At 55.8% G+C, this 12,975-nt stretch carries 10 protein-coding genes; 2 read left to right on the top strand and 8 right to left on the bottom strand.

What is annotated here, in order from left to right; genetic code table 11:
- Positions 1 to 5: 5 nt before the first annotated feature.
- Both nifS and L3K52_17555 read left to right on the top strand, forming a co-directional pair.
- The gene (gene nifS / locus L3K52_17560) at positions 6 to 1,223 is read left to right on the top strand and encodes a cysteine desulfurase NifS (protein ID UOG91972.1); all 1,218 of its coding nucleotides are present in this window, start codon (positions 6 to 8) and stop codon (positions 1,221 to 1,223) included.
- 96 nt (positions 1,224 to 1,319) lie between these two features.
- On the top strand, positions 1,320 to 1,571 hold the full coding sequence (locus tag L3K52_17555; protein ID UOG91971.1) for a nitrogen fixation protein NifZ: 252 nt from the start codon (positions 1,320 to 1,322) through the stop codon (positions 1,569 to 1,571).
- 3 nt (positions 1,572 to 1,574) lie between these two features.
- Here the strand turns inward: L3K52_17555 and L3K52_17550 are convergent, their stop codons facing one another.
- The 8 genes from L3K52_17550 to nifL (L3K52_17515) all read right to left on the bottom strand — a co-directional run bounded on the left by L3K52_17550 (position 1,575) and on the right by nifL (L3K52_17515) (position 12,941).
- On the bottom strand, positions 1,575 to 3,359 hold the full coding sequence (locus L3K52_17550) for an ATP-binding protein (GenBank protein ID UOG91970.1): 1,785 nt from the start codon (positions 3,357 to 3,359) through the stop codon (positions 1,575 to 1,577).
- Between the two features lie 37 nt (positions 3,360 to 3,396).
- The gene (gene hrpB / locus L3K52_17545; protein ID UOG91969.1) at positions 3,397 to 5,970 is read right to left on the bottom strand and encodes an ATP-dependent helicase HrpB; all 2,574 of its coding nucleotides are present in this window, start codon (positions 5,968 to 5,970) and stop codon (positions 3,397 to 3,399) included.
- Complete coding sequence (locus L3K52_17540; protein UOG91968.1) at positions 5,954 to 6,397, bottom strand: SIR2 family protein; 444 nt, start codon at positions 6,395 to 6,397, stop codon at positions 5,954 to 5,956. Before L3K52_17540 ends, hrpB begins: the two co-directional genes overlap by 17 nt.
- A 40-nt stretch (positions 6,398 to 6,437) precedes the next feature.
- A complete protein-coding gene (locus L3K52_17535) occupies positions 6,438 to 6,827 on the bottom strand; it encodes a hypothetical protein (protein ID UOG91967.1) in 390 nt (129 codons plus the stop codon).
- Positions 6,828 to 6,938: 111 nt separating this feature from the next.
- The gene (nifA, locus tag L3K52_17530; protein UOG91966.1) at positions 6,939 to 8,501 is read right to left on the bottom strand and encodes a nif-specific transcriptional activator NifA; all 1,563 of its coding nucleotides are present in this window, start codon (positions 8,499 to 8,501) and stop codon (positions 6,939 to 6,941) included.
- The gene (gene nifL, locus L3K52_17525) at positions 8,498 to 10,066 is read right to left on the bottom strand and encodes a nitrogen fixation negative regulator NifL (protein ID UOG91965.1); all 1,569 of its coding nucleotides are present in this window, start codon (positions 10,064 to 10,066) and stop codon (positions 8,498 to 8,500) included. The genes nifA (L3K52_17530) and nifL (L3K52_17525) overlap by 4 nt, the downstream gene beginning before the upstream one ends.
- Positions 9,994 to 11,376: a nif-specific transcriptional activator NifA gene (gene nifA / locus L3K52_17520; protein ID UOG91964.1), complete on the bottom strand. Its 1,383-nt coding sequence runs from the start codon at positions 11,374 to 11,376 to the stop codon at positions 9,994 to 9,996. Before nifA (L3K52_17520) ends, nifL (L3K52_17525) begins: the two co-directional genes overlap by 73 nt.
- Complete coding sequence (nifL, locus tag L3K52_17515; GenBank protein ID UOG91963.1) at positions 11,373 to 12,941, bottom strand: nitrogen fixation negative regulator NifL; 1,569 nt, start codon at positions 12,939 to 12,941, stop codon at positions 11,373 to 11,375. The genes nifA (L3K52_17520) and nifL (L3K52_17515) overlap by 4 nt, the downstream gene beginning before the upstream one ends.
- Positions 12,942 to 12,975: the final 34 nt, after the last annotated feature.

Below are 12,975 nucleotides of genomic sequence, written 5' to 3'. Positions count from 1 at the left end.
GTGTGATGAGCGAAGGTATTTATCTCGACAATAACGCCACCACGATGGTGTCGCCGGAAGTCGTGCAAGCCATGCTGCCGTATTTCACCGAGCAGTTCGGCAACCCGTCTTCCATCCACCAGTTCGGCAACAAGGTTGGGCTGGCGATTAAAGCTGCCCGCAAGCAAGTGCAAAAGCTGCTGGGTGCGGAACACGACTCCGAGATCGTTTTCACCTCGTGCGGCACGGAATCCGATTCCACCGCGATCCTCTCTGCCCTCAAAGCACAGCCGGAACGTAAGGAAATAATCACCACGGTGGTGGAGCATCCTGCCATCCTGACCTTGTGCGAAAATCTGGAAAAAGACGGCTACACCGTGCATTACCTCAAGGTAGACGGCAAAGGTCGGCTGGATCTGGATGAATACGCCAAGCTGCTGACCGACAACGTAGCGATTGTGTCGGCGATGTGGGCGAACAACGAAAGCGGCACGTATTTCCCGGTGGTGGAAATGGCAGCAATGGCGAATGCTGCGGGCATCATGTTCCACACTGATGCGGTGCAGGCGGTCGGCAAAATTCCGATGAGTTTGAAAGACACCAAGATCGACATGCTGTCGGTGTCTGGTCACAAATTGCACGCGCCGAAAGGCATTGGTGTGCTGTATTTGCGCCGGGGCACACGTTTCCGTCCGCTGCTGCGCGGTGGGCATCAGGAACGTGGACGGCGTGCGGGTACGGAAAATGCCGCTTCCATCGTCGCGCTGGGTAAGGCGGCGGAAATGGCGATGGAACACATGGAGCATGAAAACATTTGTGTGCGTGCCATGCGTGATCGCCTGAAAGAAGGCTTGCTGGCTGCCATCCCCAACTGTTTCGTGACCGGCGACCCGGACAATTGTTTGCCGAATACGCTCAATATCGCGTTTGAATACATCGAAGGCGAAGCGATTTTACTGATGCTCAACAAGCAAGGCATCGCGGCTTCCAGCGGTTCGGCGTGTACCTCCGGCTCACTCGAACCGTCGCACGTGATGCGGGCAATGGGCATTCCTTACACTGCTGCGCACGGCACGATCCGCTTCTCGCTGTCGCGCTACAACAATATGCCCGAAATCGAGAAAGTCATCGCTGCTGTTCCGCCGATTATTCAGCAACTACGCAAGCTGTCCCCGTATTGGGATGCTGCCAATAATGTGCCAGTGGAAGAACCGGAAAAGGCATTTGCTCCGGCGTATGCCTGACACACCGAAGAGGGCGTATGCAATACGCCCCTACAAGACTCCCCCGTAGGGGCGTATTGCATACGCCCTCTTTCTCTTCCCATATTCGGAGATGACATGGATATTGCTCAAATTCAACCCGGTGACATGGTGTTTGCTGCTGCCGACTTGTTCAGTGACGGCGAAATTCCGGGCTACGCCGAAGGTGCGTTGATCGTCAAAGCGGGTACTCGCGGCGTGCTGATCAATACCGGGCATTATGAGGAATACCCGGATGTGGAGTTTTATCTGGTGCAGTTTGAGGATGAGAGTGGGACGTTGGGGCTTTCGTTGGGGTGTTGGGCGGAGGAGTTGACTACCAACGCATAACGCTTAGCAAACCTCCCACACCAACCGTTCAAACCCCAGCGCCACCACCGCCAGACACCGCAACCGCTGCGGTTCACGGTACTTTGCTTCCAACACCTCGCGGTAATGCTGCAACTGCTGCCGCGCTTCCTGCATGGCCGTTTGCACCGCAGGCAATGCCGCCGATTCCTCGCGCTGCTGGGCACGAACCTGTTCCCCAGTCAAACCCAACGCTGCCAGCGGCAAGTATTTGAATTCCAGCACCATATCCAACAGCGCGTATTGGCGCATATTCGGGCGCACAATCAGGGTCAAATCGGAATAACGCCGCTGCAATGCTGCTTCCGAATCCATAATGTAATAGGTGTCATTGAACAGCAGGGTCAGGAACGCGGTTTTGACGGTCAGCTCATTGCTCCAGCGGTAATCACGGTTATTGAACACCGCGAAGTATTTGCTTTCCATGAGTTCTGCCAAAGGCTGCAACTCGGCAGTTTGGTAAAACTTATCGGTCAAGCGGTGCAAACTGTGCCGATCACCCGCATCCGGTAAAGCATTACGTTTGATTTCATCGACATACAAACCCCTGATTACCAGATTGGGGATGCCCAATACCAATTCCCCAATCATGCCGCGCCCCGTCAAGGTCAATACCCCGAAGAAATACAGCAAAGACACCATATAATCCGGGTCAGTTTGAATATCGTGCAGCTTTTCAATGCCAAACTGGTTTTCCAGACGCGCCAGCGTGACCGCCTGTTGCTCATCCAGAATATTGGCAATCACCGCCTTGCCAGCAGGCAGATTAGCAATGTAACGGATTTTGTTCGCGTCCATTGCCAAGTTGCCATCCAATATCTGCGGCGGGGCACTGCAATATTCTTGATAGTGGCGCAAGAAATAAAACGTCAACGTCGGGTTGTAAACACAGGCTTGCTGCATATCGCCGCAAAAACGGTAGCCATTGTAAAAAACCCGCATGGTTTCCAACGTGGTTTGCACACTATCACTGGGGTGCTGGCATTCCACACTGATGGTCGTTACCAACTGCGTCAGTTCGGGGGGTGTTACACCACACAGCGCATTGAATTTAGGCTCAAGGTAGATGTGGGTAGCGACGTTATAGCCACTGGTCATGTCACTCATCACCAAGGGCGATACGCCGGTGATGAATACCCGCCCGATCTTGCCTTCGGAAGCATTGGCTTTAATGGCTTTGAATAAGGTTTTTAAAATCCCTTCGCTTTGCACCAAATCTTCGTAACGCTGCTGATTGGGGCGGGTTTGCATCAGCACTTCGTTGGCGAAATTGTCGTATTCATCGATCAATAGGTACAGTTGCTGCCCGCTGCTGCCTACCGCATTTACTAGGGATTCAAACGAGGCAATGGCGTTGTCAGTAATAATGTCAATACTAACCTGCAAATAAGGCTGGTACTGATTCACAAAATACTTGATGGCTTGGTTGATATGGTCGAATAAATGGCGGGTAATCGCGGCGGTATCACCTTGCGCCGACACTTTGGAAAAATCCCAACGCAATACGGTGTATTGGTTCTGTTCCCCCGTCGGATTTTGCCCAACCGCCAAATCGCCGAACAAGGTTTCAAATTCACCCGCCCGGTTGATGTCGTAATAGTTCGCCAGCGTAGACAGCAATAAGGATTTACCGAAACGGCGCGGGCGCAGGAACACAAGCTGCTCGCCCGCCTGTTCCAGCAGGGAGATATGCTGGGTACGATCAAGGTACAGTTTGCCTTCTGTACGTATTGCGTAGAAATTGCTGTTTCCATAGGGAAAATGAATCATAATGCCACTGCTATCCAACCAACGTGATTGCCTGATTCTAGCATGAATCCTTCAGCAGCCGCTTGACCTTGCGCGTCGCCACTGCCTGCAACGGGTCATCCGGCCACGGATGTTTGGGATACCGCCCTTTCATATCCTTTTTCACCTCATGGTAAGAAGTACGCCAAAACCCCGCCAAATCCTGCGTAATCTGCAACGGCCTGCCCGCCGGAGACAGCAGATGCACCAGCAGCGCGACCCTGCCATTGGCAATGGTCGGGGTTTGTTGGCAACCAAACATTTCCTGCAACTTCACCGCAAGTACCGGCGGCGCTTGGCTGTAGTCGATGGCGATGTCATGACCGGATGGCACTTCCAAGCGTTTGGGAGCAAGTTGTTCAAGGCGTTGTTGCATGTCCCACGGTAACAAGCTGCTGAGGATGCTGGTCAAATCGAGCTTTTTGAAATCCGCCAACACATTGACCACCTCCAGATACGGGGCAAGCCAATCTTCCAGCGTCACCAGCAAATTGGCACGGCTGATATCAGGCCACTGCTGTTCCGGTTCTACGCTGCGTAACAGGTTCACCCGTGCGCACCATTGTTCCTGTTCCGCCTGCCAAGGCAACACATCCAGCCCTTGCTTGCGGATGAAACCGATCAGGGCGGCACTTTTGGCTTCACCCGGCACGGCTTGCAGGGCTTTGCGCTGTAACACCAATGCGCCGATTTTTTGCTGAGCTTCGGCGATGAAACGCCCCGCTTTGTTATCCCATTCCACCACGGTTTGCTCGCGCACCTGATCAGCCAATGCGCTGGCAAACAGCTTGTCATCCAGCGCGGCGGCGGAGCGGATGATGTCGCTGCTTTTGCCCACCATGCTGCTGACTTCCGCAATCGCCAGCCACGATTGATTGCCAAGCGCGTGTTTGTCGGGCAGGTCGGCACTGCGTCCGTTGGCAAGTTGATAGCCGCCGGAATGCCGCCGTCGGGCAATTCGATCGGGGTAGGCACAGGCCAGTAAATAGCCGTGAATTTGTGTGGCGGGCAGCAAAAAGCTCACGCCACTTTCCGGCAATGTCTGGCTGCGGATTTGTTCCACAAACTGGTTTGCCAGTTGGCGGGTACGCTGTAACCAGCCCTGTTGTGGATACGGGCAACGGCTTGTGCCTGCCAATATGTCCAGCGGTTGGCTAATATCGGGATTATCCTGGCTGAACGGGTTACGCTCGGAAAGCAGGCTGGCAAGGGTGGCGGCGGCGTTCAGGTGTCCGGCTTGTGCGCCGCAAATCAGCAGGTGGGCGAGACGCGGATGCACGGGTAAATTGCACATCACTTGCCCGTGTGCCGTCAGCACCGTGGCTTTACCCTTGCGTGCAATCGCGCCGAGCGTTTCCAGCAAATCCAGTGCTTGTTGCCAAAGACCGGAAGGCGGCACATCCAGCCAGCGCAGTTCCGTCGGATCATCCACCCCCCATTGCAGCAATTGCAGGGCGAGTGGGGCGAGATCAGCGCGTAAGATTTCGGGGGTATTGTGCGCGGCAAGTTGTTCTTGCTGACTTTCCGTCCAAAGCCGGTAGCACACACCTGGGGCAAGGCGGCCTGCACGCCCGGCGCGTTGGGTGCTGGAAGCGCGGGAAATGCGGGTGGTGTGCAAGCCGGTCATGCCCGTGCCGGGGTCGAAACGGGCTTCGCGCACCAGCCCGGAATCCACCACCACATCCACGCCTTCGATGGTCAGGCTGGTTTCAGCAATGTTGGTTGCCAGCACCACTTTGCGTTCACCAGCACTTGAACCTGTGAGCGGCGCAATGGCTTGTTGCTGTTCGTCCAGCGTGAGGTTGCCGTACATGGGGCGTAAATGCACGCCGCGAATTTTGCGTTCCACCAGCCATGCGCCGAGAGCTTCGGTGGTGCGGTGAATTTCGCCTTGACCGGGCAGGAAGGCGAGGATGCTGCTGTCAGGGTTGTCGGTTAAGGCTTGCCGCAAGGTGGCAACCATGCGCTCAACGATACGCTCATTGGGTTTGGCTGCTTGCCCATAGCGTATGTTTACCGAATAAGTGCGGCCTGCACTGCGTACTACGGGTGCGTCATCCAGCAAGCTGGCAATCGCAACGCTATCCAAGGTGGCGGACATCACCAGCAGTTTCAGCGGATTGCTGTCGTCGCGGAACAGCTCGCGCCCTTTCAGACACAAGCTGAGGGCGAGGTCGGAATCGAGATTGCGCTCGTGAAATTCGTCGAAAATGACCAAACCAACGCCTTCCAGCGATGGGTCTTGCTGCAACTGGCGGGTAAGGATGCCTTCGGTAATGACTTCGATGCGGGTCTGGCGGCTGATTTTATGGTCGAGGCGCATCCGGTAGCCGACAGTTTGGCCTGCACCTTCGTTCAGCAGGCTTGCCATGCGGTGCGCGGCATTTTTGGCGGCAATGCGGCGCGGTTCGAGCATGAGGATTTTTTTACCGGCAAGCCACGGCTCATCCAGCAAGGCGAGTGGGACGCGGGTGGTTTTGCCCGCGCCCGGTGGGGCTTCCAGCACGACTTCGTGGCGTTCACGCAGGGCTTGTTTGAGGTCGTCGAGGACGGCATCAATGGGGCGGAGTAGTTCGTTACATAGCGTTTTCATGCTGGGCATGATAGCCAGTGACACCCGCCGCTGCCAGCAAATCAGCCACATCCGCCGCGATAATCTCAATCCCCATCCGCGCACAAAACCGTACTTCCTTGTCGGTCGGTTGCGGAATCAATGCCCAGCCTTTCGGTTCAGCCGAGGCATAGGTAATGTCCGACATCACCATACGGTCGGTGTCGCGTTGCAAGCGCATCCCGATGAACAAATATTGCTTGCCCTTGCGGTATTCCTTGAGGAAATCGGGGATCGCAAACCCACCCATCAGCTCGGTGATGTAATCCACATAATCCGCGTCGGAGGCAATGTAATTCGCATCCGGGCGCGGGCTACCCATTGGTTTGAAGAGGATTGGCAGTGCGGGATTGACCTCTTCCTGCGTAATCTCGCGGTAGCCGCCGCTGCCCACGTATTCGTTCAGCACGAAACGGTAATTCGTGCCAGAAATCCGCGCCGTTCCCGAATCAGGGTGTGCGGCTGGTCGGCATAGTATCCTGCAACTGGGTGTCGCGGTTGCTGTCGATCACGTAATGCGGCTGGATGCTGGCGAGCCAATCGTGCAACGGGGCGCGTGTCCACTTGCGCTTGCCGTAGGTGTCTTCGAGGAAGTTGTGCACGGCTTTGCGCCCGCGTTTCAGCTCCACATCCATCGCCGCACGCGGGAATTCCCACATCAGGCGTTGCGACATCGGCTTGCCGCCGTTCATGGCGAGGATCAGGCTGTCGCTGTCGGCAGGGATGGCAACGCCGCTCAGTTTATCGACCGAACCTTGCAGCGCACCTGCGCCGAGGTAGGGGACAATCGTGTTGTTGGCGATCCCGGCGAGCAGGGTTTGAAGCGTCATTTCTGACATGGTGATTCCTCGTGATAGTTGTCAATGCGATTATCGACAGGCGGCGTGAGCGATTTACGTCACTGGCGGCGTGAGCGATGTATGACATGTATGACATCACTCACGCGCTGGTTAAATCTGCCGTACTTGAATATTGAGTATTTGAATACGGTAGGCAATTTGGCGCGGGGTCATATTCAGCAATCGTGCTGCCTTGGCTTGCACCCAACCGGCTTCTTCCAGTGCCGCAATCACGCGCTCACGTTCGTCCAGATCCGGCGAATCCAGATCAATCTTGGGTGGTTGTTTGACAGTAGTGCTGCTGGTTTCTACCGGGAAATGGCTATCCAGCCCCGTCAGGCGGATCACCTGCTGATCAATATGCCCGTCGGTGCTGAGAATCGCGGCACGTTCCATGCAGTTTTCCAATTCACGCACATTGCCCGGCCAGCCGTGGTGCATCAGCGCACGAATCGCGCCATCGCCAATATCCAGCGGTCGCGCTTGCTTGTTGCTGATTTTATTGACCAGAAAGCGGGCAAGGTCGGGGATGTCTTCCAGCCGTTCGCGCAATGGAGGCATAATGATCGGCATCACGTTGAGGCGGTAATACAGGTCTTCACGGAATTCGCCCGCCCGCACTTCCTGTTCCAGATTGCGGTTGGTGGCGGCGATGACGCGCACATCGACGTGCAGGGTTTTGCTGCCGCCGACGCGCTCGAATTCGCCTTCCTGTAACACCCGCAGCAATTTGGCTTGGAACGCCGGGGTGATTTCGCCGATTTCATCCAGAAACAGCGTGCCGCCATCGGCTTGCTCGAAACGCCCTTTGCGTTGGCTGATTGCGCCAGTAAATGCACCTTTTTCATGCCCGAACAGTTCGGATTCCAACAAATTGTCCGGCAATGCGGCGCAGTTGAGTTTGATGAAAGCGTTGTTGGCACGCGGTGAATGGTAGTGGATGGCGTTGGCGATCAGCTCTTTACCCGTGCCGGATTCGCCGCGAATGAGTACCGTGGTGTTCCATTTGGCGACTTGCCGTGCTTGGTCGAACACCACCTGCATCACGCGAGTGCGTCCGATCAGGTTGGCGAAACCGGATTCGCCCTTGACCTTGCGGCGCAGCGAATCGCGTTCTTTTTGCAGTTCCTGTTTGTCGCTGGCGACTTCGTTGGCAAGGACTACATTTTGCCCGATCAGGTTGCCAATCATTTCAAGGAAACGGCGGCGTTCGCCCAGCAAATGCAGTTCGGCGGGCGGTTGCGCGGCTAATACGCCGACGATTTCATCGCCACGCGCACGGATCGGCACGGCAATCAGCGGCAACACCGGGTTGTATACGCCGAGTTTGTCGAGGAAACGCGGTTCATCGGCTAACTTGCGGATAATGAGCGGCTTATCCATTTCAATTGCCAGCCCCATAATGCCTTCGCCCGCCCGGTAGCGTACATTTTCTACGGTAAGTTTGTCGGCACGGTGCAATTCGAGCAGCAGCAAATCGCCGCTGTCGCCGTCCAGCAGGCTGACCATGCCGTGTTCGAGCTGCCCTTCTTCGTGCAGCACGCGCAACACTTCGCGCAAGGTTTCATTGAGGTTGAGGGAACGGCTTAACACCTTGCTGACGGCGTAAATGCAAGATAATTCGTCTTCCAGCAAGTTCAGGGTTTGTTGCAATTGCGCATTGTCGTGACTCATTCCATTGCCCCGTGGTTGGCTTTGAGGGGCAAATTAACGTGGATACGGCAACCGTTGGGGTAATCGGGGTCGATGTTGATGCTGCCGTTGTGGTTGTTGACGATTTCTTGCGCCATGCACAAGCCCATGCCGACATTGCCGTTGCCGCGTTTCCAGCCGCTGTGGAAGGGTTCAAACACTTTTAAGCGTAGCGCGGGGTGAATGCCAATGCCGTTGTCGGTGATTTCCACGCTCAGGCTGTCGCCGTGCAACCGGGTGTGAATGCGCAATTCGCGGTACACGCGCCCGGCTTCGTGCAGCGCGAGCAGGGCATTGTCGAGCAGGTAATTGAACATGCGCCGCAGCGAGGCTTCGTTGCCCATGATGGCGGGCAACACAGGTTCGGGTCGCCAATCGACGACCACGCCTTCTGAGAGCATCCGGTCAGTCGCAATAATCAGCAAGTCTTTGAGCACCTGATTGATGTTGACCAAGGAATACGTGCCGTGTTCGGCTCTGGGGATTGCCATGCGCATGGCGTTGATGGCGCGGTAGGACGATTCCAGTACTTGTTGCAGCACCGGGTACAAGGCTTCGGTGGAAGAAGGTGGCATCACCAGCGCGGCTTGGATGACATTGAGCGGGGTTTCCAGTTGGAAAATTGCGCCTGCCAAGGTTTCGCGGACGCTGCTGGTGAGTTCTTGTTCCGCCATTTGCACTTTGAGGTGTTGGATACGGGCGCGTTCCAGCTCGGCTTTGCGGGTGGTGATGTCGGTGGCAACCAAGAGCAAGTAATGCCCGCCGCCGTTGGTTAGCGCGAAATAGTTTTTGGCGGCATCGTCGAGTTCTTCAACATGAATGCCGGAGAGGGTGAACCAGCATTCGTTGCCATTGGGTGCGTCGAAACGGACTTGCACGTCGTGGAAGTTGTCGAAGGTTTCACCGTCGAGCGAGGGCAGGCGATCTTTGAGCGCGTCGAGGAATAGGTGGATGGGTTCGATGCTGCCGAATTCGACCTTGAGGCTTTTGTAGGCTTTGTTGTCCATCAGGATATTGCGGTTGCTGTCGAGCAATACCACGATAGCGGGGGCGAGGTCGAAAATGGTGTCGGAAAGGATTTTTTGGTGTTTGAGTTGCTGTTCGAGGTTGTGGATCACCGATATGTCGCGGTGCATTCCGAGGAAGTTGGTGATATTGCGCTGGGCATCCAGCACGGGGGCAACGGTGACTTCAGCGAGGTAGCGGTCGCCTGCTTTGTTGCGGTTAATCAGTGTGCCGCGCCATTCTTTGCCGCTTTGGATGGTGCGCCACAGGGTGCGGTAAATTTCCAGCGGAGTGGTTTTGCAGGACAGCACCGATTCGTTTTGCCCACAAATCTCGTCACGGGAATAGCCAGTTAATTCCTCAAACGCGCTGTTCACGTAGAGGATATTGGCGCGGGTGTCGGTGATGGAAATCGCAACGGGGGCTTGCTCCACGGTTTCGAGGATGGCTTGCAGCGATAAGCCGGGGGTCACATGCTCGAATCCGGCAATGTGCGAAATGTCGGCGTAGTGTTCGGCGAATGAGGTGCTTGGCTTGTGCATAACGGTTTCCACGGTTGCTGTGCATTATTACGGTAGTTTTCCAATTCACGCACATTGCCCGGCCAGCGGTGGTGCATCAGCGCACGAATCGCGCCGTCGCCAATATCCAGCGGTCGCGCTTGCTTGTTGCTGATTTTATTGACCAGAAAGCGGGCAAGGTCGGGGATGTCTTCCAGCCGTTCGCGCAATGGCGGCATAATGATCGGCATCACGTTGAGGCGGTAATACAGGTCTTCGCGGAATTCGCCCGCCCGCACTTCCTGTTCCAGATTGCGGTTGGTGGCGGCAATGACGCGCACATCAACGTGCAGGGTTTTGCTGCCGCCAACACGCTCGAATTCGCCTTCCTGCAATACTCGCAGCAATTTGGCTTGGAAGGCGGGGGTGATTTCGCCGATTTCATCCAGAAACAGCGTGCCGCCGTCGGCTTGCTCAAAACGCCCTTTGCGTTGGCTGACCGCGCCGGTAAATGCGCCTTTTTCATGCCCAAACAGTTCGGATTCCAACAAATTGTCCGGCAATGCGGCGCAGTTGAGTTTGATGAAAGCGTTGTTGGCACGCGGTGAATGGTAGTGGATGGCGTTGGCGATCAGCTCTTTACCCGTGCCGGATTCGCCGCGAATGAGTACGGTGGTGTTCCATTTCGCCACTTGCCGCGCTTGATCGAACACGACTTGCATGACGCGAGTGCGTCCGATCAGGTTGGCGAAACCGGATTCGCCCTTGACCTTGCGGCGCAGTGAATCGCGTTCTTTTTGCAGTTCCTGCTTGTCGCTGGCAACTTCGTTGGCAAGGACGACGTTTTGCCCGATCAGGTTGCCGATCATTTCGAGGAAACGGCGGCGTTCGCCCAGCAAATGCAGTTCGGCGGGCGGTTGTGCGGCTAATACGCCGACGATTTCATCGCCACGCGCGCGGATCGGCACGGCAATCAGCGGCAACACCGGGTTGTATACGCCGAGTTTGTCGAGAAAACGCGGTTCGTCGGCTAACTTGCGGATAATGAGCGGCTTATCCATTTCAATCGCCAGCCCCATAATGCCTTCGCCCGCCCGGTAGCGCACATTTTCTACGGTAAGTTTGTCGGCACGGTGCAATTCCAGCAGCAGCAAATCACCGCTGTCGCCATCCAGCAGGCTGACCATGCCGTGTTCGAGCTGCCCTTCTTCATGCAGCACGCGCAGCACTTCGCGCAAGGTTTCATTGAGGTTGAGGGAACGGCTTAACACCTTGCTGACGGCGTAAATGCAGGATAATTCGTCTTCCAGCAGGTTGAGGGTTTGTTGCAATTGTAGGTTGTCGTGACTCATTCCATCCCCTCGTTGTTGGCTTTGAGGGGTAAATTGACACGGATACGGCAACCGTTGGGGTAATCGGGGTCGATGCTGATGCTGCCGTTGTGGTTGTTGACGATTTCTTGCGCCATGCACAAGCCCATGCCGACATTGCCGTTGCCGCGTTTCCAGCCGCTGTGGAAAGGTTCAAACACTTTTAAGCGTAGCGCGGGGTGAATGCCAATGCCGTTGTCGGTGATTTCCACGCTCAGGCTGTCGCCGTGCAACCGGGTGTGAATGCGCAATTCGCGGTACACGCGTCCGGCTTCGTGCAGCGCGAGCAGGGCATTGTCGAGCAGGTAGTTGAACATGCGCCGCAAGGAGGCTTCGTTGCCCATGATGGTGGGTAGCACAGGTTCGGGTCGCCAATCGACGACTACACCTTCCGAGAGCATCCGGTCGGTGGCAATAATCAGCAAGTCTTTGAGCACCTGATTGATGTTGACCAAGGAATACGTGCCGTGTTCGGCTCTGGGGATTGCCATGCGCATGGCATTAATGGCGCGGTAAGACGATTCCAGCACTTGTTGCAACACCGGGTACAAGGCTTCGATGGAAGAAGGCGGCATGACCAGCGCGGCTTGGATGACATTGAGCGGGGTTTCCAGTTGGAAAATTGCGCCTGCCAAGGTTTCGCGGACGCTACTGGTGAGTTCTTGCTCCGCCATTTGCACTTTGAGGTGTTGGATGCGGGCGCGTTCCAGTTCGGCTTTGCGGGTGGTGATGTCGGTGGCAACCAACAGCAAGTAATGCCCGCCGCCGTTGGTTAGCGCGAAATAGTTTTTGGCGGCATCGTCGAGTTCTTCAACATGAATGCCGGAGAGGGTGAACCAGCATTCGTTGCCATTGGGTGCGTCGAAACGGACTTGCACGTCGTGGAAGTTGTCGAAGGTTTCACCGTCAAGCGAGGGCAGGCGATCTTTGAGCGCGTCGAGGAATAGGTGGATGGGTTCGATGCTGCCGAATTCGACCTTGAGGCTTTTGTAGGCTTTGTTATCCATCAAGATATTGCGGTTGCTGTCGAGCAATACCACGATAGCGGGGGCGAGGTCGAAAATGGTGTCGGAAAGGATTTTTTGGTGTTTGAGTTGCTGTTCGAGGTTGTGGATCACCGATATGTCGCGGTGCATTCCGAGGAAGTTGGTGATATTGCGCTGGGCATCCAGCACGGGGGCAACGGTGACTTCAGCGAGGTAGCGGTCGCCTGCTTTGTTGCGGTTAATCAGTGTGCCGCGCCATTCTTTGCCGCTTTGGATGGTGCGCCACAGGGTGCGGTAAATTTCCAGCGGAGTGGTTTTGCAGGACAGCACCGATTCGTTTTGCCCGCAAATCTCGTCGCGGGAATAGCCAGTTAATTCCTCAAACGCGCTGTTCACGTAGAGGATATTGGCGCGGGTGTCGGTGATGGAAATCGCAACGGGGGCTTGCTCCACGGTTTCGAGGATGGCTTGCAGCGATAAGCCGGGGGTCACATGCTCGAATCCGGCAATGTGCGAAATGTCGGCGTAGTGTTCGGCGAATGAGGTGCTTGGCTTGTGCATAACGGTTTCCACGGTTGCTGTGCATTATTACGGT

The sequence above is a fragment of the Candidatus Thiothrix sulfatifontis genome, assembly GCA_022828425.1.
GTDB lineage: Bacteria > Pseudomonadota > Gammaproteobacteria > Thiotrichales > Thiotrichaceae > Thiothrix > Thiothrix sulfatifontis.
The sequence above is the reverse complement of the archived record's forward strand: the minus strand, read 5'-3'. Positions and strand labels throughout refer to the sequence as shown.

Bases quoted from the DNA above. Each gene is read 5' to 3' on its own strand.
- nifS (UOG91972.1), top strand. From the start codon at position 6: ATGAGCGAAGGTATTTATCTCGACAATAACGCCACCACGATGGTGTCG.
- L3K52_17555 (UOG91971.1), top strand. From the start codon at position 1,320: ATGGATATTGCTCAAATTCAACCCGGTGACATGGTGTTTGCTGCTGCC.
- L3K52_17550 (UOG91970.1), bottom strand. From the start codon at position 3,359: ATGATTCATTTTCCCTATGGAAACAGCAATTTCTACGCAATACGTACA.
- hrpB (UOG91969.1), bottom strand. From the start codon at position 5,970: ATGAAAACGCTATGTAACGAACTACTCCGCCCCATTGATGCCGTCCTC.
- L3K52_17535 (UOG91967.1), bottom strand. From the start codon at position 6,827: ATGTCAGAAATGACGCTTCAAACCCTGCTCGCCGGGATCGCCAACAAC.
- nifA (UOG91966.1), bottom strand. From the start codon at position 8,501: ATGAGTCACGACAATGCGCAATTGCAACAAACCCTGAACTTGCTGGAA.
- nifL (UOG91965.1), bottom strand. From the start codon at position 10,066: ATGCACAAGCCAAGCACCTCATTCGCCGAACACTACGCCGACATTTCG.
- nifA (UOG91964.1), bottom strand. From the start codon at position 11,376: ATGAGTCACGACAACCTACAATTGCAACAAACCCTCAACCTGCTGGAA.
- nifL (UOG91963.1), bottom strand. From the start codon at position 12,941: ATGCACAAGCCAAGCACCTCATTCGCCGAACACTACGCCGACATTTCG.